We start from the raw sequence: 25,568 nt of genomic DNA, 5'->3' as shown, positions 1-25,568 counted from the left end.
TTCAGGCGACGTCGCGCGCCTTGCGGATGCGCTCGTAGGCGTTGCTGATCTCGCTGGTGCGCTCCTTGGCCACCTCGCGCATGCTCTCGGGCAACCCCTTGGCGGCGAGCTTGTCGGGGTGATTCTGGCTCATCAGACGCCGATAGGCCTTCTTGACCTCGGCGTCACTGGCATCCTCCTCGACCCCCAGCACCCGGTAGGCATCGGCCAGGGTCGGGCCGCTGGCCGCACCACCCCCGGCCTGCTGACCGGCGCCATGCAGCATCGCCTCGACCTGGGCGATCTCCGCCTCGGAACAGCCGAGTCCGCGTACCACCCGCATCAGCATCTCGCGCTCGGCGGGATGCAGGCGACCGTCGGCGGCGATCGCCGCCAGCTGTACCTGCAGGAATACCTGACGCAGCGCGGGCTGGCTTCCCAGCAGGCTGCGCACCTTCGCCAGCTCTGCATCCAGGTCGAAGTCGGCCGCCTTGCCGCGATTGAAGTCGGCCCGGGCCCTGGCACGCTGGGCCTCGTTCAGGCGCAGGCGCTCCCACAGCTGCCGCGAGGCATCCAGCTCATCTTCGGTGACCTGGCCATCGGCCTTGCACAGGCAGCCCATGACCGCGAAGGTCGAGGAGAGAAACTGCGCCTGGGAGGCGGCCAGCTTGCCCAGCATGCTGCGGCGCAGGCGGGCGACGAGCCAGTAGCCGAGCCCGCCACCGATAAGCGCGCCGACGAGCCCTCCGATCAGGTAGCCGAGGCCTGCGCCAATCAGAACGACAAACCACATCAGCGCATCTCCTCTTTCACGGTGGCGTCGACGGCCACCAGGCGACGTCGAATGGAAGCCTCGATGCCATCGGCATCCAGGGCGCATTCGGCCAGCAGCTCGCCGGGTTTGCCGTGCTCGACGAAGGCGTCGGGCAGGCCGAGATTGAGCACCTCCCTGGAGATCCCCTCGGCGGCCAGCAGCTCGTTGACGGCACTACCGGCTCCACCGGCCACCACATTCTCCTCCAGGGTCACCAGCAGGTCATGGTCGGCTGCCGCCGCCAGCACCGCCTCGCGATCCAGGGGCTTCACCGAGCGCATATTGAGGTGGCTGGCATCGAGTCGCTCGGCCACTTCGGCCGCCGGCGTATTGAGGCTGCCGAAGGCCAGCAGGGCCACCCGCCGCCCACTCTCGGCGTCGCTCTCGCGGCGCAGCTGCGCCTGCCCGATGGGGGCCGGCTCGAGGTGGGCGGGAATCGCGGTGCCGGGGCCGGTACCCCGTGGGTAGCGAACCGCCGCCGGCCCGGAGTGATGATAGGCCGCGCTGAGCATCGCTCGACACTCCGCCTCATCGGCCGGCGCCAGCACCACCATGCCGGGCACACAGCGCAGATAGGAGAGGTCGAGGCTGCCGTGGTGGGTAGGGCCATCCTCGCCCACCAGGCCGGCGCGATCGATGGCGAAGGTGACATCCAGATCCTGCACCGCCACATCATGGATCAACTGGTCATAGCCACGCTGCAGGAAGGTCGAGTAGATCGCCACCACCGGCTTCATGGCCTCACAGGCCATGCCCGCCGCCAGGGTCACGGCATGCTGTTCGGCGATGGCCACATCGAAGTAGCGATCGGGGTAGGTCTGCGAGAAGCGCACCATATCCGATCCCTCGCGCATCGCCGGGGTGATACCGATCAAGCGCGGATCGGCGGCGGCCATATCGCACAGCCAGTCGCCGAAGACGCTGCAATACTTGCGGGGCTTGGGGGGCGGCGTGGAGGCCGCGTCGCTGCTGCCCTGGACGACCGGCTTGAGCGGTGGCGTGGTGGCGCTGTTCTCGCCCTTCTCCAGCTTGGTGATCGCGTGATAGCCGATAGGGTCGGCCTCGGCAGGCAGAAACCCCTTCCCCTTGCAGGTCCTGACATGCAGAAACTGCGGCCCCTCCAGGTCACGCATATTGCGCAGGGTCTGCACCAGCAGCGGCAGGTCGTGACCGTCGATGGGCCCGATATAGTTGAAGCCCATCTCCTCGAACAGGGTGGCCGGGCTGACCATGCCCTTCATGTGTTCCTCGGTGCGGCGTGCCAGCTCCAGCGCACCGGGCAGGTGCGACAGCACCCTCTTGCCGCCCTCGCGCATGGTGGTATAGGGCTTGCTGGTCAGGATGCGCGCCAGATAGCTGGCCATGCCGCCGACGTTCTCGGAGATCGACATCTCGTTGTCGTTGAGCACCACCAGCAGGTTGGCATCGACATGACCGGCATGGGCCAGGGCCTCGAAGGCCATCCCCGCGGTCAGGGCGCCGTCGCCGATGACCGCGCAGACCCGCCGCCGCTCGCCGCGGGTGCGGGCGGCCAGGGCCATGCCGAGCGCCGCCGAGATCGAGGTGCTGGAGTGGCCGACACCGAAGGTGTCGAACTCCGACTCGGCGCGCCGCGGGAAGGCGGCCAGTCCGCCATGGTGGCGGATATTGGGCATCGCCTCACGGCGTCCGGTGAGGATCTTGTGGGGGTAGGCCTGATGGCCCACGTCCCAGACCAGGCGGTCATGGGGCGTCTCCAGCGCCTGGTGCAGGGCCACGGTGAGCTCCACGACGCCGAGGCCGGCCCCGAAGTGCCCCCCGGAGACCCCCACGCTATAGAGCAGGTAGGCGCGCAGCTCATCGGCCACCTGCGCCAGCTGCGCGGTGGACATGGCGCGCAGCGCCGCCGGAGTGTCCAGAGTGTCGAGCAGCGGCGTGGCCGGACGCTCGACGGGAATATCATCGAACAGCTTCATGTGGGCATCTGTCGTGTCAGTGGTCACGCTCGATCATGTATCGGGCCAGCGCCAGCAGCGGGAAGGCGGACTCACCCAGCGGCGCCAGGGCGGCGGCGGCCTCCTCGACCAGCCCCGCCGCCCGGGCACGAGCCCCCTCGAGCCCCATCAGGCTCGGATAGGTGGGCTTGTCGCGAACGGCATCGGCGCCCGAGGCCTTGCCCAGGGTAGCCGTGTCCCCGATCACATCGAGTACGTCGTCGTGGATCTGGAAGGCCAGGCCGATGGCCCGGGCGTAGGCGTCCAGGGCGTTCAGGCGCGCATCATCCTCGGCCACCGCCACCAGCCCGCCCAGACGCACCGCGGCACGAATCAGCGCCCCGGTCTTGTGAGCATGCATGGTCGCCAGGGCCGCGACATCAGGGTGGCCGCCAACGGCCTCGAGGTCCAGCGCCTGGCCGGCCACCATGCCATCGCGCCCCGATGCCTCGGCGAGGCTGGCGATCATCGCCGCCAGCCGAGGATGCCGGGAGCGGGCAATCACCTCGAAGGCGAGAGACTGCAACGCATCCCCGGCGAGGATCGCCGCGGCCTCGTCATAGGCGCGGTGCACGGTCGGCTGGCCACGGCGCAGATCATCGTCGTCCATGGCCGGCAGGTCATCGTGAACCAGTGAATAGGCATGGATCAGCTCGATGGCCATGGCCGGGGCATCGAGAGCATCATCATCGGCGCCCAGGGCGCGGCCGGCGGCATATACCAGCACCGGACGCAGCCGCTTGCCCCCCACCAGCACGCCATGGCGCATGGCGGCCTCGAGCCGCGGGGCGGGAGCGGCACGCTCGGCGAACAGTGCTTCTAGGCACGCATCCACGCGCGCACGGTCCGCGGCCAGCGCGGTCGTCAGGATGTCAGCGTCCACTGTCGTCCTCCGACGGCGGTGTGAAGGGCTCGAGCTCGATACCCCCCTGGGCGCCCTCGGTCAGGGCGCGCACCTTGAGTTCCGCCTCGTCGAGGCGACGCTGGGCATCACGCGTCAATCGCACCCCCTCCTCGAAGGCGGCAAGCGACTCTTCCAGCGACAGCTCGCCGGACTCCAGCCGCCCCACCAGGCCCTCGAGCCGCTCGACGGTGGCGGCGAAGTCCGCGGACGAGGCATCATCGGCCTGTGGTTCCCGGGACCGCTCGTTGCGCTCAGCCATGGTGCTCCTCTACCGTCCCCGATAGTCAGAAAGAGTTCATTCGAAGGGCGACAGTATACACGCTCTCCCCGGGGGGTCGTCTCCCCACCGCTTGACGGCCCGAAGATCCCCATGAACTTGCGCCTGGCTCATGTGAGCAGCGCAGCATTTTCATCCTGGCTCATCCGGTGGCTGTGATACGATAACCGCCTCACCAGTTTCTGACACAGCATGCGGCTCGCGCCGGAAGGGGTTGATTCGACCATGGCAAAGACGTCCCTGGACAAGAGCAAGATCAAGATCCTGCTTCTCGAGGGCATCCACCAGACTGCGGTGGACAATCTTCGCAACGCCGGGTACTCGAATATCGAGCACCTGCCCACCTCACTGGATGAAGCCGCGCTGATCGACAAGATCCGCGATGTCCACTTCATCGGTATCCGTTCGCGCACTCAGCTCAACGAGCGAGTGTTCGACGCCGCCGAGAAGCTGGTGGCCGTAGGCTGTTTCTGCATCGGCACCAATCAGGTCGACCTCGATGCCGCCCTGGCGCGCGGTATCCCGGTGTTCAACGCCCCCTACTCCAACACCCGCTCGGTAGCCGAGCTGGTGCTTGCCGAGGCGATCATGCTGCTGCGCGGCATCCCCGAGAAGAGCGCTCGTGCCCACGAAGGCGGCTGGCTCAAGAGCGCCAAGAACTCCCACGAGGCCCGTGGCAAGACCCTGGGCATCGTCGGCTATGGCAGCATCGGCTCTCAGCTCTCGGTGCTCGCCGAATCGCTGGGATTCGACGTCATCTACTACGATGTGGTGGCCAAGCTGGGCATGGGCAACGCCCGCCAGGTCGGCAGCCTCGAAGAGCTGCTGGCGAAGGCGGATGTAGTCAGCCTGCATGTCCCCGACCTGCCCTCCACTCGCTGGATGATCGGCGCCGAACAGATCGCCTGCATGAAGCCGGGGGGCATTTTGATCAATGCCTCCCGCGGCAGTGTGGTGGTGATCGAGCCCCTGGCCGAGGCGATTCGCGAGGGGCGTCTCAACGGCGCCGCCGTGGATGTTTTCCCGGTAGAGCCCAAGGGCAATGACGAAGAATTCGAGAGCCCGCTGCGCGGCCTGCCCAATGTCATCCTGACCCCGCATATCGGTGGCTCGACCCTGGAGGCACAGGAGAATATCGGCATCGAGGTCTCCGAGAAGCTGGCGACCTATTCCGATAACGGCACCACCGTCACCTCGGTCAACTTCCCCGAAGTGGCACTGCCGTCTCACCCGGGCAAGCACCGCCTGCTGCATATCCACGACAACGTGCCGGGCGTCATGTCGGAGATCAACCGCGTGCTCTCCGAGAACAGCATCAACATCGCCGGCCAGTACCTGCAGACCAACGACAAGGTCGGCTACGTGGTCATCGATGTGGACAAGGCCTACGGCCCCCAGGCGCTGGACGCCCTGCGCCAGGTGGCGCACACCCTCAAGGTGCGCGTGCTCTACTCCGAGGGTAGCCAGGACATCTGATCCATCACACCAGCCCGGTACCGCACTCCTCGCCGCCGCGTCCTCCCGACGCGGCGGCTTGCGTTTGGAGACAGGACAGGCTCTCCCTTGGTCGATATGCGCAAGCACAGCCAGGTGCGTTAGGCTGTGGCACGGTTCTCACGGTACCCGAACAACAACAGGAGACACCCATGAGCGAAACGACCCCACCGGTGCTGCGCCACGATGCCGAAGGCGTGACCACCCTGACCCTCAACCGCCCGGGAAGCTTCAACGCACTCTCCGAGGAGATGCTCGAGGCGCTGGGCATCGAGCTCGAGCGGCTAACCGACGACGGCGCCGTACGCTGCGTGGTGCTCGCCGCCGAGGGGCGCGCCTTCTGCGCCGGCCACGATCTCAAGCAGATGCGCGCCCACGGTGACGACCGCGACTACTTCCAGGCGCTCTTCACCCGCTGCGCCAAGGTGATGCAGGCCATCGTCGAGTTGCCGGTACCGGTGATCGCCCGGGTTCAGGGCATCGCCACCGCGGCGGGCTGCCAGCTGGTGGCGAGCTGCGACCTGGCGGTGGCGGCACGCTCGGCACGCTTCGCCGTCTCCGGCATCAACGCCGGGCTGTTCTGCTCCACCCCGGCGGTGGCGCTGTCGCGCAATGTGGCCCGCAAGCACGCCATGGAGATGCTGCTTACCGGCGAGTTCATCGACGCCGACACCGCCCGCGACTGGGCGCTGATCAACCGCGTGGCCGATGACGAACGGCTCGACGAGGCAGTCGCCGAGCTTGCCTCCAGCATCTGCGCCAAGAGCGCGGTGGCGGTACGCACCGGCAAGGCGATGTTTCAGCGCCAGCTGCGCATGCCCCTGGACGAGGCCTACACCTTCGCCGGCGATGTGATGGCCGGCAACATGCTGGCGGAGGACGTCGCCGAAGGCATCGATGCCTTTATCGAGAAGCGTCGCCCCGTATGGCAGGACCGCTGATCCCGCCTCCCAGAAGGGCGTTAATGGAAGCGATTTCCGGAGACGCGACAGGCGCCTGTCGACAGGGTATGCTGTGCCGGCGAAGCCAAGCCATAAGGAGCAGCAGGGTGAGTGAAGTGAAGCGCAGAACGGCGGGGCGTCCCGCGGGGTCGGGCAAGGCCAGCGGTGGTCACAGCCAGTCGCTGGTGCGCGGTCTCAACCTTCTGGAGCGCCTGGCCGGGCATCCCGGAGGCCTGGCACTCTCGGAACTCGCCGAACAGGCCGAACTGGCCCCCTCCACCACCCACCGCCTGCTGCAGGCATTGCAGAGCCAGGGATTCATCACCCAGGATAGCGAGCTGGGCGTGTGGAAGATCGACGTCAAGACCTTTCGCATCGGCAACAGCTTCCTCGAGGCCCGAGACTTCGTCGGCACCAGCCGCCCCTTCCTGCGCCGGCTCACCGACCAGACCGGCGAGACGGCCAACCTCGGCATCCGCGACGGCGGCACCGCGGTGTTCCTCGCCCAGAGCGAGTCGCCGCAGATGATGCGCATGATCACCCGGCTCGGCTCCCGTGCCCCGTTGCACGCCTCCGGGGTGGGCAAGGCCCTGATGGCCTGGCTCCCCGAGGAGGAGCTCGAGCGCGTCCTCACCGAGCGCGGCCTGCCTCGAGTCACCGAGAACACCCTGCACACCCCCGAAAGCCTGCGCGAGGGGCTGGCGGAGATTCGCCAGCTGGGTTTCGCCTGCGACCGCGAGGAGCACGCCATCGGCCTGCACTGCGTGGCCGCCTGCATCCATGATGAGCACGGCATCCCGCTTGCCGCCCTCTCGGTCTCCGGCCCGGTAGCGCGTATCCCCGAGGCACGCCTGCTGGAGCTGGGTGCCCTGGTGCGCGATACCGCCGCGGAGATTACCGCCCGACTGGGTGGGCGTGTTCCGACGGCAAGCTAGTCACTCGCAGGTGCGCGAAGACACGGCCGAACGCCCACTGATAAACTAGCAGGCTAATGGAATGGGCACGACATCGGGGCGCCCCCGAGGTCCTGCCCGTTTTCTTTTCTGCAGGATAATAATCTCAAGGAGATTCCGGTGCTGAGGCTGACTTCTCCCGCCACCATCCTGATCCTGGCCGCACTGACTGCCCTGGGCCCGCTGGCCACCGATATGTACCTGCCTGCCATGCCCAGCATGGCCGAGGCTCTCGATACCGGTCCCGACCAGGTTCAGTTGACGCTGAGCTTCTACATGGCAGGCTTCGCCCTGGCCCAGCTGTTTGTCGGGCCAGTCTCCGACCATTTCGGCCGCAAGCCCGTGATGGTCGCCGGCCTCGCGCTGTTTCTCGCTGCCAGCCTGCTATGCGTCGTCGCGCCGACTATCGAATGGCTGCTCGTTGGACGCTTTCTACAGGCCTTCGGCGGCGCCGCAGGCCCCGTGCTAGCACGCGCCGCCGTGCGTGATATCTACGACCCCATCGCGGCCGGGCGCGCTCTCTCTCATATGGCCAGTACCATGGCGCTGGCGCCGGCACTGGCGCCAGCGGTAGGGGCAGGGCTTCTGCTGTTCTTCGGCTGGGAGTCGGTCTTTATGTTGCTGGCGATCTATGCCGCCATCATGCTGCTGATTCTCATCCTGATGATACCCGAACCGCTACCCGCCAATCGTCGACAATCGATGACGGCTGGGATGATCCTGGCCAACTACCGCATGCTGCTGACTCAACGCAGCTTCGTTGGCTATACCTTGATCAACGCCAGTGGTTTTGCCGGCCTGTTTGCCTTTCTCTCCGGGTCATCATTCGTGCTTATCGAGTACATGGGCCTGTCGCCTTTTCAGTACGGCAGCGGCTTTGTCCTGATCGTCGCCGGCTTCTTCTTCGGCACGCTATGCAGTGGCCGTTACAGCCAGCGCCTGGGACGCGACTACCTGCTGATGCTGGCCAGCCTGATGTGCGCCCTGGCCGGCACCACCATGGCCATCCTGGCCATCGCGGGGGTTCACGAACCATGGGCCGTGATCGCCCCCCACGTCATCTTCCTGTTCGGTTTTGGCATCGTGATGCCCCAGAGCATGGCCGGGGCTCTCGCCCCGAACCCTCAATGTGCTGGCTCGGCCTCGTCACTGTTCGGCTTCCTGCAGATGACGATCGCCGCGCTGGGCGGAGCGCTGGTGGGCCAGTTCCATGACGGCACCTCACGCACCATGGCGATTGCCATCGCGCTGGGCGGGCTGATTTCGTTCACGGCCTACGCTGGATTGATCAGACAGCGTGGCAAATCCTCGGTGTGAGTCGAGTTTGACAGGCACTTGACCCCGCTCACAGCGGAGGTACACGAAACCATCTGCTACAACCGGTGAACCCGACCGCCCTCGGCGCTACACTAGCGGCCGTTCATTCGCCCCAGCCGAGGCCATGCCGATGAGTCACCATCTGCTCTCCGTCGATTCCCTGTCCCGCGACGATGTCGATCACCTGATGCGGGTAGCCGCCCGCATGGAGCCCATCGCCCAGCGACGCCAGGTCACCCGCGTGCTGGAAGGGGCCGTGCTCGGCAATCTCTTCTTCGAGGCCAGCACCCGTACCCGGGTCAGCTTCAATGCCGCCTTCTGCCGCCTCGGTGGCAGCGTCTGCGACACCACCGGCTTCACCTTCTCCTCCATGGCCAAGGGCGAGTCGCTCTACGACACCAGCCGGGTAATGAGCGGCTACTGCGATGCCATCGTGATGCGCCATCCGGAGCTTGGATCGGTGGCCGAGTTCGCCGCCGCCACCCATGTACCGGTGATCAACGGTGGTGACGGGCCCGGCGAACACCCCAGCCAGGCCCTGCTCGACCTCTACACCATCGACAAGGAGTTCACCCGGCTAGGCAAGCAGCTTGCCGGTGCCCATGTGCTGATGACCGGTGATCTCAAGTACGGGCGCACCGTCCACTCGCTGATCAAGCTGCTGTCCCTCTACGCCCCCATGCGCATCACCCTGGTAGCGCCGCCGGGACTGGAAATGCCCAGCCAGCTGATCGACCTGGTGACCTCCCGAGGCCACCGCGTCGAGCAGCGCGACAGCCTGGCCCAGGATTATACCGATGTGGACGTGGTCTATACCACGCGCATCCAGAAGGAGCGCTTTACCGCCGAGATGAGCGAGGGCTTCTGCCTGTCACGCGACTTCACCGTGGACCGCGCCTTCCTGGACACTCGCTGTGGGCGCGACACCCTGGTGATGCACCCGCTGCCGCGGGACAGCCGCCCCGAGGCCAATGATCTCGACGTCGACCTCAACGGTGATCCGCGCCTGGCTGTCTTCCGCCAGACCGACAACGGCATTCCGGTACGCATGGCGATCTTCGCCACTTTGCTCGAGGTGGACCAGCTGATCGAGCAGGAGCTGCGGCCGGTGCGCTGGTTCGTGCCGCCTCGCCTGGGCGTTGACGACCCGACGCTGTAGGCAACGCGCGGAGTCATTGTCCTCGCCTATGCTGAGGGGTGATCCCTCCCCTTGGCGGCAAGAGGCACCACGACATGAATCTGCAACGCGCCTACCGGCTCCTGGCCCTCTTCTATACCGTGCTGCTGCTGGTCGGAGGCATTGCCCTGCTGGCCGGCGGTGGCAGTGCCCTATCTCTGGTTCAGCTCGTACTCGGGGCCCTGGCAGTCGTGGGGCTATGGGGGTATACCCTCAACCGTGGCTTCATGAACCCGGGCCTGTGGCGACCACTGGCGGCGGTGCTGGCGGTAGTGGCACTGATCCAGCTGTGGGCGATATTCAGTCTGTCGCTTTCCGGCGAAATGCTCACCTGGTTGCTGGCCAGCACGATCTTCTCGCTGCTGCTGGTGGTGATCCTCTATCGTTACGGCGACCGCGACCAGGCGCACTGGGCCACCCCCGAGGAGCTGGAGGCTGCCCGGCGGCTGGAGGCGATGCTGGAGGAGGGGGAGGGCCCGCTGCAGGCCGAGAGTCGTGACGGTGAGCGCGAGTCGCGAGTCACGGTGATCAAGAGCGGTGACGCTTACCACGCCAGCGTGACGCGCCGTCGCCACGCCGAGCGCGAGGCCTTCGAGGAGCGCTTCCGCCACCCCGCCACGCTGGTATTCTTCCTGGAAAAGTTTGCCGGTGTCTCGGTAGGAGACTTCAAGCGGCCCGGCGCCGCCTGAGGCGTCAGCGCTGAATCAGACCTTACCGGGGCAGCCCCTCACGGGCGACGAACCAGCGTTCGACGATCAGCACCGCGCTGATGCCATCGACACCTTCGTCACGCCAGCTGCCTCGGTGGCCACGCTCCCGAGCGATCGCCTTGGCCTCGCCGGTGGAGCCGCGCTCATCGACCATTTCACAGGGCACCCCGTAACGCCCAAACAGACGCTTGCCGAACTTGCGGGCACGGGTGCTCATCTCCTGCTCCTCACCCGCCGCCGTGAGCGGTAGACCCACCACGAAGAGGTCGGGCTGCCACTCCTCGACAAGCCGCCCCACCTGTCTCCAGTCGGGAATGCCCTCCCGGGCCGACAATGGGTCCAGTTCCCGGGCACTTCCCAGCAGCTCGTTGCCCACCGCCACGCCGATGCGGCGGGTGCCGAAGTCGAAGCCCAGGATCATGCGCTCGCCTGGCCTGGCCATCAACGACCTCCTGTCATCAGGGAGCTGCTCATGAGTGCCCCGCCTCACGGGTCATCAGATTGAGGTCGACACCGAGAATACCGGCGGCGGCATTCAGTCGCTGCTCCGGTGGCACCTCGAAGAGGATATCGCTGCGCCCCTCCACGGTCAGCCAGGCATTGTCGAGCAACTCGGCCTCGAGCTGGCCCGACTCCCACCCGGCGCAGCCCAGGCACACCAGGAAATGTTCGGGGCCGCGACCGGCGGCCAGCGCCTGAAGCATGTCCATGGAGGTGGTCAGGGCAACCTCGTCGGTGACCTGAATGCTGGAGTCCCACTCATCGCTGACGCCGCGATGCAGGATGAAGCCACGATCCTTGTGCACCGGGCCACCGAAGTAGACCGGTGCGTTGCGATGCGGACTCTCCTCGCCGCCGAGGTCGAGCTGCTCGAACAGCGCTTCCAGCGTCAGCTCGAGGGGGCGGTTGACGATCACCCCCATGGTGCCCTTCTCGTCATGATCACACAGATAGCCGAGCGTGCCGGCGAAATTGGGATCTTCCTGGTGTGGCATCGCCAGCAGAAAGTGATCTTTCAGGCCGAAGTTTTCCACGGATTGCATGAGACTCCCCGGCGGTTCTAACGCACGCCGTAATTGTTGCCTTGACCGAACCGCCAGACGCGGGTGATGGAGAGCGTGTCCAGGTTGCCCATGCCCGCATCGAAGGGGCGATAGGGTGCGGCACCATGAACGGTATCCAGCGCCGCCTGGTCGAGTTCGGGATGTCCCGACGATTGTACCACCTCCGCCTGGCGCAACTCGCCACCACGACCGACTACCACCCGAATGCGCAGCTGGCCCTGAAGATGACGCGGTGCCGGATGCACACGATTGCCATAGGCTTCGACACGTCGCGTCCAGTCATCGATATAGCGCGCCTCGGCGGCGCGCTGGGCGGCCTGGCGAGGGGCCGCACTGTCGAGACCCCGGGAGGTCGGGGCGAGGCCCTGCTCGCGAATGCTGCGGGTGGCGTCGGCGAGCAGGTCGCGGCCCGATGCGGTTGGCGCCGCCACTCGAGGCTCGGCCTCGGCAGCAGCCGCCAGAGGGGCCTCACGGGGTGTCGGCGGCATCGGGCTCTCGGCCCCGGATTCCGTCACCGGTGGCGCCTCCTCGACCGGCGGTGCATCGGGAGTGACCCGCTCGGCCGATTCGGGTGGTGCCGGCGTGGCGGGGTCGACATCCCTGGCCCCCTGCTGCGCCGTTGCCGGGGCCTCCACCGGGGCCGCACGCGACTCGGCAGGCGCCTCCTCCTGCTGGGTGCCGGCCGCCTGCTGGTCGGTTTCGGCGATGGCCTCGGCGTTTACCGGCGCCTCGGCGGGGCGAGTCACCAACACCACGTCGAGGCTCGAGCGCTCGGGGGGGGACGCGGCGAACTGCCAGCTCGCCACCACGCCGATCATCGCCAGGTGCAGCAGCAGCGCCAGCGACCAGGCCAGCCAGCGCCGATAGGGGCGGGTGACCGGGGCATACTGGATGGGGTCGCCGACGGCAAGCGTCATGGTGGCCTCGCGCCTCAGCCTTGCGCCGCCGCAAGGCGACGCTCGATGGCATCCATCAGCAGGCCGGCGATATCGGTACCACGCTGGTCGTCGATCTCGCGCACACAGGTGGGGCTGGTCACGTTGATCTCGGTGATGAAGTCACCGATCACATCGAGTCCCACGAACATCAGCCCCTTCTCGCGAATCATCGGTTGCACCTGGCCAACCAGCCAGTGATCACGCTCGGTGAGCTCGCGGCTGACCCCGCTGCCGCCGGCGGCCAGATTGCCGCGGGTCTCGCCCGCCATCGGTACCCGGGCCAGGCCATAGGGCACCGGCTCGCCATCCACCAGCAGGATACGGGTGTCACCATCCTTGATTTCGGGCAGGTAGCGCTGGGCCATGATCTGGCGCCGGCCGCGCTCGGTGAGGGTCTCGATCACCGCACCCAGGTTGCGCCCCTCGGGGCCGACATGAAAGATCCCGCTGCCGCCCATGCCGTCCAGCGGCTTGAGAATCACATCCTGATGCTCGGCATGGAAGGCACGCAGCTCGGTCTCGCTGCACGAGACCAGGGTCGGCGCACAGCATTGGGGAAACTGCTGGGCGAAGAGCTTCTCGTTGCACTCGAGCAGCGCCCGGGTGGGGTTGACCACCAGCACCCCCTCGCGCTCGGCGAAGCCGAGCAGATGCACCGCATTGAGGAAGTCGGTATCCACCGGCGGGTCCTGACGCATCAGGATCACATCCAGCTCGGCCAGGGGGCGCGGCGCGGGCTCGCCCAGGTCATACCAGTGACCGGGGTCTCGATGCACCTCGAGGTCGCGCATGCGCCCGAAGGCCCGCCCATCGCGCAGGAAGAGATCACCGGGTTCCAGGTAGTAGAGGGCGGCACCGCGATCCCGGGCGGCCCACAGCAGGGCCAGGGAGGTGTCCTTCTTGTAGGTGATGTCCGCGATGGGGTCCATCACCACGCCGATCTTCAGCGCACGTTCGCTCATGGGGTCGGGTTCCGATCGAGAGTATGAATAGGGCCAGTATGCCGGCTACTCGCCGCTCGGCGCCAGCCGGATACCGGTAGGCTCCAGGGTGATCAGCTGACGCTTGTAGAGCCGGCCGATGGCCTGCTTGAAGGCGTTCTTGCTTACTCCCAGGCGCGCCTTGATCTCGGCGGCATCGCTCTTGTCGCCCAGCGGTAGATAGCCACCGCTCTCGCGCAGCGCCTTGAGCACCGCCTCCCCCACCACGTCCAGGCGCGCCTCGCCCGGGGGCAACAGCGAGAGGTCCAGGCGGTTGTCCTCGCGCAGCCGCTTCACGTAGCCGGTCAGGCGCTGGCCACGACGCAGCGGTCGGGTCATGTCATCGCGATAGAGCACCCCCCAGAAGCGGTGGTTGACCACCGCCTTGAGGCCGAGGTCGGTCTGCTCGGCGACCACCAGAATCACCTCGTCGCCGGCGCGAAGCCCCTCGGCCTCATCGGCAACGAAGCGCTCGAGCTTCTGGGAGGCTACCGGCCGCCCCTGCTGGTCCTCGTAGATGCGGACCAGCACTCGCTTGCCGACACTGGGCCGGAAACGCTGCTCTCCATAGGGAAGCAACAGGTCACGGGGCTGCCCCCAGTCGAGAAAGGCGCCGATATCATTGACGGTGACCACCTCCAGATAGGCCACCTCGCCCACGTGACACTTCGGCGCCCGATAGCGTCGCCCGGGGCGCTGGGCAGCAGGGCCAGAAGGGGCGGAACGGGAGTCGCGGCGATCGGTCATGATACATATCCATAGAGAGGTAGGGGGAGCGGCACTCGATGGGGCCGAGCGAAAGTGTCAGCGATTCTCGTCAAGATCCCCGAAACGGTACTGCAGCAGGGAGAGTGCCACCACCGGAGCGGTCTCGGTACGCAGGATACGCGGCCCCAGGGAGAGCGGCCCGAAGCCAGCCTCGCGGGCGGCCGCGACCTCCGCCTCGGCCAGCCCCCCCTCGGGACCGATCAGCAGGGCCACGCCATTGGGAGATGACTCGCTATCCAGACCTCCGTCGGTCTCCGGATGCAGCACCAGGCGGAGTGCCTCGTCGCGCTCGACCAGCCAGTCGGCCAGGCCGAGGGGTGGGTGCACCGGCGGTACCACGGCACGCCCACACTGCTCGCAGGCGCTGGCCGCCACGGCCTGCCAGTGGGCAAGCTTCTTCGTCTCGCGATCACCCTTCAGGCGTACATCACCATGCTCGGTATAGAGCGGTGTGATGGCGGCCACGCCGAGCTCCACGGCCTTCTGGATGGCGTAGTCCATGCGATCCCCCTTGGAGATCGCCTGACCCAGGTGCACCGTCAACGGCGACTCGCAGGCTCCGGTGGTCACCGACTCGACACGCGCGACTACCCGCTTGCGCGAGGCCTCCACCAGCACCGCACTGGCTTCGAGGCCCGCGCCGTCGAACAGCCGCAGCGCGGCCCCTTCACCCAGGCGCAACACCCGCGCCACATGGCGGGCAGGCCCCTCGGGCAGAACGACGTCGCCGCCGACACGCAGGTCGGCGGCGACGTGGATACGCGGCGATCTCTTGGTCATCACCTTAGAGCCACTCGCGCTGCATCACTGGGTTGCCGGCGCGTCCTGGCCCTGTTCGGCCGCGCGCTGCTTCTTGCGGGCGTAGATCGCCTCGAAGTTGACCGGCGATAGCATCAGCGGCGGGAAACCACCACGATTGACCAGGTTATCGATGCACTCACGGGCATAGGGGAAGAGCACATTGGGGCAGAAGGCGCCCAGGGTGTGGTCGAGCTGCTCGCCCTCGATGCCGGTAATGCGGAACAGACCGGCCTGTTCGAGCTCCGCCAGGAAGGAGGTCGTGCCCTCCTCACTGTGGGTTACCTGAGCGGTGACCTTGATCGTCACTTCGTAGAGGCCATCACCCACCTGGGTGCTGGTGGTATCCAGGTTCAGGCCCACCTTGGGCTTGAAGGGCTGCTGAAAGACCGCCGGCGAGTTGGGTGCCTCGAAGGAGATGTCCTTGACGTAGATGCGCTGCACGGCGAACTGCAGCTGCGGCTTGTCCTGCTGGCCGGCGGCCTGGCCGTCGGCGCCCTGGTTATTCTCTTCCGCCATGGGAAAGGTCCTTTTATACGGTAAACAAATTTACGGCAAACAATGGCTACTTCTTGACCACGGGCAGGCCGTCGGCCTGCCACTGCGTCATGCCGCCCTTGAGCTTGAGCACTCGAGAGTAACCGGCCTTGGAGAGTTTGGCCACGGCCGCCCCGGCGGCCTGGCCGTGCTTGCAGACCACGATGATCGGCTTCTCCTTGACCTTCTCGAGTTCGTTCATGCGCTCATCGAGGCGACTCTGAGGAATATTGCGGGCACCGGCGATATGGCCAGACTTGAAGTCACCCGACTCCCGGGTGTCCAGCACCACCGCATCCTCGCGGTTGATCAGCTGGGTCGCCTCACCGGAGGTTACGCCACTGGCGGCACTGTTACGCGCCTCATAGAGGATCCAGGCGGTCAGTACCAGGAGGAAGGCGCCCACCAGCAGCGGGTGGTTCTGCACGAATTCAAACAGCTGATCGATCATGGGTACGAATAACTCTCGTCTCGGTGCTCGTGAATAACACGTAAATAAAACAGGGGCGCTGGGGCGCGCCCGGGCGCCTAGTATACACGAGGTCGGCGCCGACGAATCAGGCCGCCCCGGAGGTACCGCCGCAGCCTCTGGCCGCGGGGAGCCATGACGCACGATGCCGCCTGCGATATGATGCCGCAAGACACTTCCTACCGCGACCCCGAACGCCCCGCATCGCCCTCTGGACCTGGGTATCGGCATGCACGAGAGGCCCCAGCCGCCCGGGCCGGGTCGCGCCTTTCACGCTTCGAGGACATTCGCCATGACCGCCAACGCCCCGCGCCCCGTCGCCCTGATCATCCTCGACGGCTACGGCCACAATCCCGACCCGGCCAACAATGCCGTGGAAGCCGCCGACACCCCGGTCATGGACCGCCTTTGGGCCGAGCACCCCCACACCCTGATCCATACCGATGGCCGCCATGTCGGACTCCCCGATGGCCAGATGGGCAACTCCGAGGTGGGCCACATGAATCTCGGCGCGGGCCGGGTCGTCTACCAGGATTTCACGCGCATCACCAAGGCCATCGAGGAGGGCGATCTGGATACCATCGAGGTCCTCACCGCGCCCATCGACGCGGCCGTGGCCGCGGGGCGTGCGGTCCACCTGCTGGGCCTGCTCTCGCCGGGTGGCGTACATAGCCACGAGGAGCATATCCTCGCCGCCGCCGAGCTGGCGGCTCGTCGCGGCGCCACACGCATCTTCGTGCACGCCTTCCTGGATGGCCGCGACATGCCGCCTCAGAGCGCCTTGGCCTCCATCGAGCGCGCCAATGCGCGTCTCGCCGAGCTGGTCGGCGCCGACAATGGCTTCGTGGCCTCGATCATCGGCCGCTACTTCGCCATGGATCGTGACAACCGCTGGGAGCGCGTAGAAAAGGCCTACCGCCTGCTCACCGAGGGCGAAGGCGAGCATGTCGTCGCCAGCGCCGAGGCGGGCCTGCACGCCGCCTACGAGCGCGGCGAGACCGACGAGTTCGTGGCCGCCACCAGCGTACGCCCGGCCGGTGAAGCGGTCACCCTCGAGACGGGCGATGCCGCCCTGTTCATGAACTTCCGTGCCGACCGCGCCCGGGAGCTGACCCGGGCCTTCGTCGACGAGAGCTTCGAGGGCTTCGACCGCCGTGTACACCCGCGACTCGCCGCCGAGGGCCTGGTGACCCTGACCCGCTACGCCGCCGATATCCCCGCGCCAGCGGCCTTCCCGCCGGTGGATCTTCACAACACCCTGGGTGAGGTGATCGAGAGGCGTGGCCTGACCCAGCTGCGCATCGCCGAGACCGAGAAGTACCCCCACGTCACCTTCTTCTTCTCCGGCGGTCGCGAAGCCGAGTACCGTGGCGAGGAGCGTATCCTGGTGCCCTCTCCCCGGGACGTGAAGACCTATGACGAGAAGCCCGAGATGAGCGCCCACGAGGTCACCGATCGCCTGGTGGAAGCGATCGACTCCGGCCGCTTCGACCTGATCGTCTGCAACTACGCCAATGGCGACATGGTCGGCCACACCGGTGACTTCGATGCCGCGGTCAAGGCCATCGAGACCGTCGATGGCTGTGTAGGCCGTGTGGTGGAGGCAATCCAGCGCGCCGGCGGTGCCTGCCTGGTCACCGCCGACCACGGTAACGCCGAACAGATGATCAATCCCGAGACCGGCGCTCCCCAGACCGCCCATACCACCTTCCAGGTGCCGCTGATCTATGTCGGCGAACGCCAGGCTCGATTCCACGACGACGGCAGCCTGTGCGATATCGCCCCGACCCTGCTGGCGATGATGGAACAGCCGGCCCCCGAGGAGATGAGTGGACGCGCCCTGCTCGAGCTCGACTGAGCGGCAGGATGTTCAGGAACGCCACCTTCCCAGTCATTCTGCTGCTGACGCTGCTCCTGGCTGGGCCGCTGGCGGCCCAGCCCAGCGAGGAGGCGGTACAGGAGCGTCTCGATGCCATCGGCGAGGCCATCGAGGAGGCCGATCGGCGCCTGGCATCCACCCGCCAGGCGCGCGACGCGGCGGCTCGCCAGCTGGAGGAGATCGAGACCTCGTTGGCCTCCACCCATCGTCGCCTCGATGAGCTCCAGGCCGAGCGACGCGGGCTGGGCACCGAGATGGAAACCCTGCATTCGCGCCGCGATGAACTCGACGCCGAGCGGAGCGCCCAGCTCGAGGCCATCAATGCCCAACTCGATGCACTCTATCGCCTGGGCCATTCGCCCCAGCTGAAGCTGCTGCTCAACCAGGACGATCCGGCACGACTGGATCGGCTGCAGCACTACCTGAACCATCTGGCCCGCGCCCGGCGCGCCCGTCTCGACGAGCTCACACGCCTCGACGCGGCCCTGGCCGAGACCCGAGGCAAACTCGAAACCCGCGGTGACCGCCTCGACGCCCTCGCCGCCGAGCTGGCCGCCCAGAGCGCCGAGCTGGCCGAACAGATGCACGAACGCTCGAACCTGGTTGCGGAGCTGGAGAGCCGCCACAGCGGCGAAGCCGCCCGGCTCGCCTCCCTGGAGCAGGATCGCGAGCGCGCCGAGCAGGTACTGCGCGACGTTCAGGAGCAGCTGGCCCGCCTGCAGCGCCCGCCCCCCTCCACCGCCATCGACCGAACCCGCGGTGAGCTCCCCTGGCCGGTCCAGGGCAACATCGCCTCGCGCTTCGGTGTCGGCGACGCCGTCCATCGCAACGGCATTCTGATTCTGGCCGCCGAAGGCAGCCCGGTAGGCGCCGTGCATGCAGGCCGGGTGGTCTTCGCCGACTGGCTGCGCGGCTTCGGCAACCTGCTGATCGTCGACCACGGCGACGGTGTGATGACGCTACACGCCCACCTGCAGCACTTTACCGCCCAGGTCGGCCGCCCGGTCTCGCGAGGCGAGACGATCGGCGCCGTGGGCAGGAGCGGCGGCCAACGCCGCCCGGCTCTCTATTTCGAGGTGCGTCGCGCCGGCACCCCCATCGACCCCCAGACATGGATCGCCCGCCGCTGAACGCCGCTTTCCATGCAGGCCAGCGGCGGGCTATGCTGGTCGCTCACCGTTCCGGAACAGCGGAGTTCGCATGACCCCAGCGCTTTCCCTGCCGGGCAGGCTCTCTCGCTCCTGCTCGCCTCGACGCCTGCTGGCCGGGCTGCTGCCCCTGGCCCTGCTGACGCTACCGCTGACAGCGACCGCCCAGGTCGCCGATGATGAGCTGCCGATCGCCGAGATCCAGACCTTCGCCGAGGTGTTCGAGCGCATCAAGCGCGCCTATGTGGAGGAGGTCGATGACGCCAGCCTGCTGCGCAACGCCATGCGTGGCATGCTCAGCGAACTCGACCCACACTCCTCCTATCTCGATCGCGAGGCCTTCCAGAGCCTGCGCGAGTCGACCCAAGGGGAGTTCGGCGGTATCGGTATCGAGGTGGGCATGGAGGATGGCCAGCTGACGGTGATCACGCCCATCGACGACACCCCCGCCTCGCGGGCCGGCCTGCAGGCACGCGACCAGATCCTGCGCATCGACGACACGCCTACCGAGGGTCTGTCGCTACAGGAGGCGGTCGAGCTGATGCGCGGTGATCCGGGCAGCGAGATCGAGCTGACCATCCTGCGTCAGGGTGAAAGCTCGCCACGCCGCATCCCGTTGACACGCGAGAATATCCGCACCGAGAGTGTGAAGAGCGAGCTGCTGACCCCTGGCTTCGGCTATCTACGCATCAGCCAGTTCCAGACCCGTACCGGCGAGCAGGTGAGCGAACACATCCGCCAGCTGGCGCGCGACGGAGAACTGGACGGGCTGGTACTCGACCTGCGCAACAACCCCGGCGGGGTCCTGCAGGCCGCCGTCGCGGTGGCCGACGCCTTCTTGGAAGAGGGGCTGATCGTCTACACCGAGGGGCGTCTGCCGGATACCGAAATGCGCTTCTCGGCAAATGCCACAACGGCGGCTCCCGATATTCCGCTGGTGGTGCTGATCAACGGCGGCAGCGCCTCGGCGGCGGAGATCGTTGCCGGCGCCCTTCAGGACCAGAAGCGTGGCGTGGTGATGGGCACCGAGAGCTTCGGCAAGGGCTCGGTCCAGCAGATCATGCCGCTGGGCAACGGCGAGGGGCTCAAGCTCACCACCGCGCTCTACTTCACACCCGGTGGACGCTCCATCCAGGCCAAGGGCATCGAACCCGACGTCAGGGTGGTGCGCGGACGCGTGGAGGTCACCGAGAATGGCCGGGGTGTTCGCGAGGCCGATCTGGAAGGCCATCTCGGCGCACAGGGGGCCCCGCGAGAGAGGACCGAGCAGAGCGAGCGGCTACGCGAGGATTACCAGCTCAGTGAGGCCCTCAATCTGCTCAAGGCCCTCGATGTGGTCCGCCAGCGCAATCGCTGAGCCAGGCGGTTCAGCGGCAGCTGACAGGCAGGCGACCACGCTGGCCGGTGGCCTGCTGCAGCAACAACCGCTTGAGCGGAACGAGGCGGTCCACACCGCCCATCCCCAGATTGCGCCCCAGGGTCAGCGCCGGATGGCGTGCCCCGAACAGCAGTCGGAAGCCATCCATCAGCGCCAGCATGCCGGCGTTATCACCGCGCCGCCGACGGGCATAGCGCGCCAGTGTCCGCTCGTCCCCCAGCCGCATGCCTCGTCGACGAGCCGCCAGCAGCTCCTCGGCCAGCACCGCGGCATCCATCAGGCCGAGGTTGACCCCCTGGCCGGCCAGGGGGTGAATGCCATGGGCGGCATCACCTACAAGGGCAAAACCGGGCAGGGTATAGCGCTTGGCATGGCGCTGTACCAGCGGGAAACCGGTCGCCTCGTCGAGCACCGTTACCGCGCCCAGCCGATGATCAATAGCCGCCGCCAGCGCTTCCCCCAGGTCTTCACGCGGGAGCCCCGCCAGGCGTTCGGCCTCGGCGGGAGAGGTAGACCATACGATGGAGCAGTGATGCTCCCGCTCCTCTACCGCCAGGGGCAGGAAGGCCAGTGGCCCCGTCGGCAGGAAGGTCTGCCGCGCCACCTCGCCGTGGGGCCTCTCGACACGCACCGTGGTCACCAGGCCGACATGTCCGGTTTCACGCTCATTGAGCGCAATGCCCGCCATGTCACGTAGCGGCGAGCGGACACCATCCGCGGCCACCACCAGGGGAGCGCTCAGCCGGCGACCATCGGCCAGCACGATACACCGCCCCTCGCCACCGCCTTCCAGCCCCTCGACCCGTGCGCCCAGGCAGAGGCGTACCGAGGGCAGCGCCTCCAGCCGTCGCTCCAGCGCCGCCAGGGTGACATCGTTCTCGACGATATGCCCGAGCACCGGCATGCCGGCCTGATCCGCGGAGAAGTTGACCTCACCGCTCCCTTCGGCGTCCCAGACCTGCATATAGCGGTAGGGGCTGATGCGTCGTGACGCCATCCATGCCCAGGCGCCCACCCCCTCCAGCAGCCGCTGCGAGACCGGTGTCAGCGCGCTGACCCGGCGCGCCGGTTGCCCCCGCCCCACGGTGTCGGCATCCAGCAGCGCGGGCCTGGCATCCACCAGTGCCACCTCGACCCCAGCCTCGCCGAGCAGCACCGCCAGGGCGGCCCCCACCATGCCTCCGCCGACGATCACCACCTCATGGCGGTCATCGGCCGAGCGACTCACTACCCCATCTCCCGTGACACTCATGCTTTCGCCTCTTCTCGACTCTTCACATTCCTCGTCGGCGCGACTCATCGCTCCAGTCCCATGGCGCGGCGAGCCAGCGCACGCCTCAGGGGACCGGCGAGGTTGAGACCGACCAGACCGGCGGCACGGGCATGACCCAGCAACCGGCTGTCGATGCCGAACAACCGTATCAGACCGTCACTGAAGCGGGTCACGCTGTGGCGGTCGCCAGCGCGACGGGCCTCGAATGCCTCCAGCACCTCGGTATCACCGGCCGAGTGACCGTGCGCCAACCCCGCCTCCAGCGACGCCACCAGATCCATCACCCCACGCAGTGCCAGGTTAAAGCCCTGACCGGCCACAGGATGCAGGGAATGGGCCGCATTCCCCATCACTGCCAGTCCGGGCCGCGTGGTCTCGCGCGCGGTCACCAGGCTAAGTGGATAGGCATGACGGCTGCCCACACGTCTAAAGCGCCCCCCCCGGTCACCGAAGGCCGTCTGCAGTTCTGCCAGGAAGTCCCCCTCCGACAGGTTCAGGCGGCGCCGCTCGTCTCCCGCGGCGTGGGTCCACACCAGCTCCATGGTCTGGCCCTGGAGCGGCAGCAGGGCAATGGGCCCTTCGCGCGTAAAGCGCTCCCAGGCGACACCCTGATGAAACCGGCTCATCTCGACACTGGCGATCAACGCCACCTGTTCATAGGAGCGCACGTCGCTTGCGATCCCCAGGCGCTCCTTGAGGCCCGAGCGCCCGCCATCGGCCAGCACCGTGAGTCCCGCCTGCAGATTGGTGCCGGAGGCTAGCCCCAGGTGGTAGCCCTCGGCCGTCGGCTCGATCGTCTCGACGCGATCCGGGCAGTGCCAGGCCAACGGCAGTCCGGTGAGATGCTGATGCAGGACGCGACCCAGCCAGGCGTTGGGCACCACATGACCCAGCGCCTCGACCCCCAGCTCTCGTGCATCGAGGCGGGTGGCCCCGAAGTGGCCTCGTTCGCTGACATGGATGCGGCGAATGGCGGTGGCCTGCTCGGCTATCGTCTGCCATACCCCCATCTCGGTGAAGTGCAGAGCGGTGCCGAGGGAGATCGCACTGGCACGGGCATCGAAGCTGGGCTGCCAGGGTGCCGCGGCCAGGTCGAGGATGGGCGACGCCTCGATCATCGCAACCGAGAGACCGTGCTCCTCGATCAGCGGCATCAACGCACAGGCCAGGCTGGCACCCACCAGACCGCCACCCACGATGGCAATATCCACCACTTCTGTTGTCGGGAGTGTCACTTCGGAACTCATCGCGCCACCTCAGACCAATGACTCATAATGTAAATTACATAACCATCAAAAACGATAAACTTGGCGCGCTCACTTTTCAGCCATCAGTGCCTCTATATCCGCAACTGACTTGGGCACGGAAGCGGTCAACACCCGATGTCCTTCGTCGGTCACCGCGACATCATCCTCGATACGGATGCCAATGCCGCGGAAGGCTTCGGGAATGTCATCGTCATCGGGCACGTAGAGCCCCGGCTCCACGGTGAGTACCATGCCCGGCACCAGCGGCCGGGGCTGACCATCACGACGGTAGGCACCCACATCGTGGACATCGAGACCCAGCCAGTGCGAGGTGGAGTGGAGGTAGAAGCGCCGGTAGCTCTGATCGTCGATACGCGCCTGAACACTGCCCTCGAGTAGCCCCAGCCGGATCAGGCCGGCGGTAAGCCCGCGCACCACCTCGGCATGAATCGCCGCCAGGGTCGTGCCGGGGCGCACCGCGTCCACCGCGCGCTCCTGAGCCTCGAGCACTACCTCATAGAGGGCCCGCTGGGGGTCACTGAAGCGGCCATTGACCGGGAAGGTGCGGGTGATGTCACCGGCATAGAGGTCGAACTCGGCGCCGGCATCGATCAATACCAGGTCGCCCTCCTCGAGGGGGGCGCGATTCTCGATGTAGTGCAGCACACAGGCATTGGCGCCACCACCGACGATGGTGGCATAGGCCGGACCACTACCCCCCTGCCAGCGGAACTCGTGCTCCAGCTCCGCCTGCAGCTGATACTCTGCCATCCCAGGACGCACCGCACGCATGGCGCGCAGATGGCCACGCGCCGAGATCTCGGCGGCATGACCCAGCAGGGCAAGCTCCGCCTGACTCTTGATCAGACGCGCCTCGTGAAGCAACGGGGTCACATCGGCAATGGCCTGGGGAGGACACACCCCCTGGCGCTGGCGAGCCACCAGGTCCGCGCGAACCTCCTCGGCCAGCCCCCGCGCCTCAGCGCTGTCCAGCGCCAGATAGAGCGTACGCCGCCCATCGAGCAGTGCCGCCAGGCGCTCGGTGCGCTCGGCATTCTCGAAGGCCTGGTCGACACCATGCTCGCGAATGGCTCCCTCGGCCCCCAGACGGATACCGGTCCAGGCCTCCAGCGCCGAGTCGCGATCCTGGCAGAACAGCACGCTCTCCCCTTCGGCACGCCCCGGCAGCAACAGCAGCAGGGCGTCGGGCTCGGGGAAGCCGGTGAGATAATGGAAGTCGCTGTCCTGGCGAAAGGGGAACTCACTGTCACGCGAGCGAGTAACCAGAGAGGCACCAGGCAGCAGCACGGCGGCATCGCCAGGCAGTGCCGCCATCAGCGCCTGGCGGCGCTGACGATACTCGGCGTTGGCAATGGGTGCCGGGCGCAACAGGGTCTCGGGCAACGTCTCAGACAACATGGAAGCTCCTTGGCAGCGATCGCGTTATCAGTGACGCGTGGTGGATTCGGCATCCTCGACCTGAGGCTTGCCCGGGTGCTGCTCGGTGTAGAGCAGCATGGCGGCCATGCGGACATGCTCCACCAGGGCAAAGAGATCATTCTCGTTTTCGGCACTCTCCTCGAGGTCGGCCGGCATGGCGGCGATCCCCTCCAGGTCCTCCAGCGCCTCGCGTAGCGCCGTGGACCATCTCTCGCGCGGCTCCTCCCCGGCATCCTGGACGACCTCCAGAAAGCCCTGGGTCCACTCCTTGAGTCCACGGGCGCGCTCGGCCAGGGAGAAGAGCTCATCGGGCAGCAGTGGCTCATAACCGAGCTCGTTGCCCGAGAGAGCCTCCAGGGTCTGGCGTCGCCAGGCCAGGAAGCGCTCCGCGGTTGGCTCGTCACGCGGCTGCTCGACGCCAAGCACCTCACACACCTCCTCCAGCCAGACGGCGGGGTCGATATCGTGCATGGCAAGTCGGGCGCACAGTCGTCCGTCGCTGAAGGCCGGCGACTGCATGCTGCCGTGAAGCAGGAACAGGTCGGCGATAGTGGAGAAATCCTGACGTTCATCGATCAGTGACATGGGAGCTCCATGGTGGCGGGGTGGGCAGAAGAGGGTCCGTAATCGGCACCGTGCGTTGACCCTTCGAGAAGGGCTCTCTTATAGTGACGGGCCATGCGGTACTGACTGGATGTTAACGCATCGACCCCCAGGGGCGCGCGGCCAGCGTGACCTGCGGGGCCGAGCCGGAGCCCCCCGATGAGTGATGCGACACGGCCGACCGCCGAAATTACCCTCCTGGGACGTAGCTACGTCATTGCCTGCCCCCCCGAGGAAGAAGCCAAGCTGGAGCGTGCGGCCCGCTATTTGGATCGCGCGATGACCGGCATCCACTCCCAGAACAACCTGCTGGGCAACGAGCGCATCGCCGTCATGGCGGCACTCAACATCACCCATGAGCTGCTGGAGGCGCTGGAGAATCAGCGTGAAGGGGAGCGCAGCCTGGATGCCCTGAGCGAACGCCTGGAGCGCGCCCTGACCAACACTAAACCGCGTTAAACCCCGCATCGGGAATCCATTGGCCGCTCCCCACCGGCTCTGGTAGGA

General features: G+C 66.9%; 26 protein-coding genes. 10 read left to right on the top strand and 16 right to left on the bottom strand.

All coding sequences use genetic code 11. From position 1 onward, the window contains the following. Position 1: 1 nt before the first annotated feature. Genes djlA through Q0894_RS09585 form a run of 4 tightly spaced genes read right to left on the bottom strand, consistent with a single transcriptional unit; the run spans position 2 to position 3,929 of the window. Positions 2-772 (bottom strand): co-chaperone DjlA, encoded by a 771-nt coding sequence (gene djlA, locus Q0894_RS09600; RefSeq protein ID WP_299234372.1) that lies wholly within the window; start codon positions 770-772, stop codon positions 2-4. Next, entirely contained in the window at positions 772-2,748 is a 1,977-nt protein-coding gene (dxs, locus tag Q0894_RS09595; RefSeq protein WP_299234369.1) for a 1-deoxy-D-xylulose-5-phosphate synthase, read from the bottom strand. The genes djlA and dxs overlap by 1 nt, the downstream gene beginning before the upstream one ends. Before the next feature lie 16 nt (positions 2,749-2,764). Continuing rightward, positions 2,765-3,649: a (2E,6E)-farnesyl diphosphate synthase gene (gene ispA / locus Q0894_RS09590; RefSeq protein ID WP_299234366.1), complete on the bottom strand. Its 885-nt coding sequence runs from the start codon at positions 3,647-3,649 to the stop codon at positions 2,765-2,767. Further along, complete coding sequence (locus Q0894_RS09585; RefSeq protein WP_299234363.1) at positions 3,639-3,929, bottom strand: exodeoxyribonuclease VII small subunit; 291 nt, start codon at positions 3,927-3,929, stop codon at positions 3,639-3,641. Before Q0894_RS09585 ends, ispA begins: the two co-directional genes overlap by 11 nt. A gap of 243 nt (positions 3,930-4,172) precedes the next feature. Between Q0894_RS09585 and serA the strand changes: the two genes are divergently transcribed. The 6 genes from serA to Q0894_RS09555 all read left to right on the top strand — a co-directional run bounded on the left by serA (position 4,173) and on the right by Q0894_RS09555 (position 10,518). Continuing rightward, positions 4,173-5,423, top strand: coding sequence for a phosphoglycerate dehydrogenase (gene serA / locus Q0894_RS09580; protein ID WP_299234359.1), 1,251 nt, complete (start codon positions 4,173-4,175; stop codon positions 5,421-5,423). 170 nt (positions 5,424-5,593) lie between these two features. Beyond that, on the top strand, positions 5,594-6,382 hold the full coding sequence (locus tag Q0894_RS09575; RefSeq protein ID WP_299234356.1) for an enoyl-CoA hydratase: 789 nt from the start codon (positions 5,594-5,596) through the stop codon (positions 6,380-6,382). A 107-nt stretch (positions 6,383-6,489) separates the two neighbouring features. Beyond that, positions 6,490-7,317 carry an IclR family transcriptional regulator C-terminal domain-containing protein gene (locus Q0894_RS09570; RefSeq protein WP_299234353.1) on the top strand — a complete coding sequence of 276 codons (828 nt, stop codon included), beginning with the start codon at positions 6,490-6,492 and terminating at the stop codon, positions 7,315-7,317. A 138-nt stretch (positions 7,318-7,455) separates the two neighbouring features. Continuing rightward, positions 7,456-8,652, top strand: a complete 1,197-nt coding sequence (locus Q0894_RS09565; RefSeq protein ID WP_132043497.1) for a multidrug effflux MFS transporter — start codon at positions 7,456-7,458, stop codon at positions 8,650-8,652. A 130-nt stretch (positions 8,653-8,782) separates the two neighbouring features. Next, positions 8,783-9,811: an aspartate carbamoyltransferase gene (locus Q0894_RS09560; RefSeq protein WP_299234349.1), complete on the top strand. Its 1,029-nt coding sequence runs from the start codon at positions 8,783-8,785 to the stop codon at positions 9,809-9,811. Positions 9,812-9,885: 74 nt separating this feature from the next. Further along, positions 9,886-10,518, top strand: coding sequence for a hypothetical protein (locus tag Q0894_RS09555; protein ID WP_299234346.1), 633 nt, complete (start codon positions 9,886-9,888; stop codon positions 10,516-10,518). A 22-nt stretch (positions 10,519-10,540) separates the two neighbouring features. On the opposite strand, the gene ruvX is transcribed toward Q0894_RS09555, so the two are convergent. The 8 genes from ruvX to Q0894_RS09515 are packed head-to-tail and all read right to left on the bottom strand — an operon-like array spanning position 10,541 to position 16,075. Beyond that, complete coding sequence (ruvX, locus tag Q0894_RS09550) at positions 10,541-10,981, bottom strand: Holliday junction resolvase RuvX (RefSeq protein ID WP_299234343.1); 441 nt, start codon at positions 10,979-10,981, stop codon at positions 10,541-10,543. 28 nt (positions 10,982-11,009) lie between these two features. Then, positions 11,010-11,582: a YqgE/AlgH family protein gene (locus Q0894_RS09545; RefSeq protein ID WP_132043489.1), complete on the bottom strand. Its 573-nt coding sequence runs from the start codon at positions 11,580-11,582 to the stop codon at positions 11,010-11,012. Positions 11,583-11,599: 17 nt separating this feature from the next. Further along, complete coding sequence (locus Q0894_RS09540; RefSeq protein WP_161423714.1) at positions 11,600-12,520, bottom strand: TonB family protein; 921 nt, start codon at positions 12,518-12,520, stop codon at positions 11,600-11,602. A gap of 14 nt (positions 12,521-12,534) precedes the next feature. Then, complete coding sequence (gshB, locus tag Q0894_RS09535; protein WP_161423713.1) at positions 12,535-13,503, bottom strand: glutathione synthase; 969 nt, start codon at positions 13,501-13,503, stop codon at positions 12,535-12,537. Positions 13,504-13,548: 45 nt separating this feature from the next. Then, positions 13,549-14,268, bottom strand: a complete 720-nt coding sequence (locus Q0894_RS09530; RefSeq protein ID WP_161423712.1) for a S1-like domain-containing RNA-binding protein — start codon at positions 14,266-14,268, stop codon at positions 13,549-13,551. Between the two features lie 57 nt (positions 14,269-14,325). Continuing rightward, the gene (locus Q0894_RS09525; RefSeq protein ID WP_299234616.1) at positions 14,326-15,069 is read right to left on the bottom strand and encodes a 16S rRNA (uracil(1498)-N(3))-methyltransferase; all 744 of its coding nucleotides are present in this window, start codon (positions 15,067-15,069) and stop codon (positions 14,326-14,328) included. 24 nt (positions 15,070-15,093) lie between these two features. Further along, the gene (gene secB, locus Q0894_RS09520; RefSeq protein WP_132043480.1) at positions 15,094-15,606 is read right to left on the bottom strand and encodes a protein-export chaperone SecB; all 513 of its coding nucleotides are present in this window, start codon (positions 15,604-15,606) and stop codon (positions 15,094-15,096) included. A 46-nt stretch (positions 15,607-15,652) separates the two neighbouring features. Further along, positions 15,653-16,075: a rhodanese-like domain-containing protein gene (locus tag Q0894_RS09515; protein ID WP_132043478.1), complete on the bottom strand. Its 423-nt coding sequence runs from the start codon at positions 16,073-16,075 to the stop codon at positions 15,653-15,655. Between the two features lie 310 nt (positions 16,076-16,385). Here Q0894_RS09515 and gpmI point away from each other — a divergent pair, with 310 nt between their 5' ends. The 3 genes from gpmI (at position 16,386) to Q0894_RS09500 (ending at position 20,477) form a co-directional block, all read left to right on the top strand. Continuing rightward, positions 16,386-17,951 carry a 2,3-bisphosphoglycerate-independent phosphoglycerate mutase gene (gpmI, locus tag Q0894_RS09510; RefSeq protein WP_299234326.1) on the top strand — a complete coding sequence of 522 codons (1,566 nt, stop codon included), beginning with the start codon at positions 16,386-16,388 and terminating at the stop codon, positions 17,949-17,951. An 8-nt stretch (positions 17,952-17,959) separates the two neighbouring features. After that, positions 17,960-19,102 (top strand): peptidoglycan DD-metalloendopeptidase family protein, encoded by a 1,143-nt coding sequence (locus Q0894_RS09505; RefSeq protein WP_299234323.1) that lies wholly within the window; start codon positions 17,960-17,962, stop codon positions 19,100-19,102. Between the two features lie 70 nt (positions 19,103-19,172). Further along, complete coding sequence (locus Q0894_RS09500) at positions 19,173-20,477, top strand: S41 family peptidase (RefSeq protein WP_299234320.1); 1,305 nt, start codon at positions 19,173-19,175, stop codon at positions 20,475-20,477. 10 nt (positions 20,478-20,487) lie between these two features. On the opposite strand, the gene Q0894_RS09495 is transcribed toward Q0894_RS09500, so the two are convergent. From Q0894_RS09495 to Q0894_RS09480, 4 genes are all read right to left on the bottom strand, one after another. Further along, entirely contained in the window at positions 20,488-21,750 is a 1,263-nt protein-coding gene (locus tag Q0894_RS09495) for a UbiH/UbiF/VisC/COQ6 family ubiquinone biosynthesis hydroxylase (RefSeq protein WP_299234317.1), read from the bottom strand. Between the two features lie 44 nt (positions 21,751-21,794). Beyond that, positions 21,795-23,018, bottom strand: a complete 1,224-nt coding sequence (gene ubiH, locus Q0894_RS09490) for a 2-octaprenyl-6-methoxyphenyl hydroxylase (protein ID WP_299234314.1) — start codon at positions 23,016-23,018, stop codon at positions 21,795-21,797. A gap of 69 nt (positions 23,019-23,087) precedes the next feature. Next, on the bottom strand, positions 23,088-24,437 hold the full coding sequence (gene pepP / locus Q0894_RS09485) for a Xaa-Pro aminopeptidase (protein ID WP_299234311.1): 1,350 nt from the start codon (positions 24,435-24,437) through the stop codon (positions 23,088-23,090). A gap of 27 nt (positions 24,438-24,464) precedes the next feature. After that, complete coding sequence (locus tag Q0894_RS09480; RefSeq protein ID WP_299234308.1) at positions 24,465-25,043, bottom strand: UPF0149 family protein; 579 nt, start codon at positions 25,041-25,043, stop codon at positions 24,465-24,467. Between the two features lie 177 nt (positions 25,044-25,220). On the opposite strand from Q0894_RS09480, the gene Q0894_RS09475 reads away from it, so the two are divergent. Next, positions 25,221-25,520, top strand: a complete 300-nt coding sequence (locus Q0894_RS09475; RefSeq protein WP_299234305.1) for a cell division protein ZapA — start codon at positions 25,221-25,223, stop codon at positions 25,518-25,520. Positions 25,521-25,568: the final 48 nt, after the last annotated feature.

It is taken from the genome of uncultured Halomonas sp. (assembly GCF_947501415.1).
Taxonomy (GTDB): domain Bacteria; phylum Pseudomonadota; class Gammaproteobacteria; order Pseudomonadales; family Halomonadaceae; genus Halomonas.
Note: the sequence above shows the minus strand (reverse complement) of the source record. Positions and strands in the feature narration are given on the sequence as shown.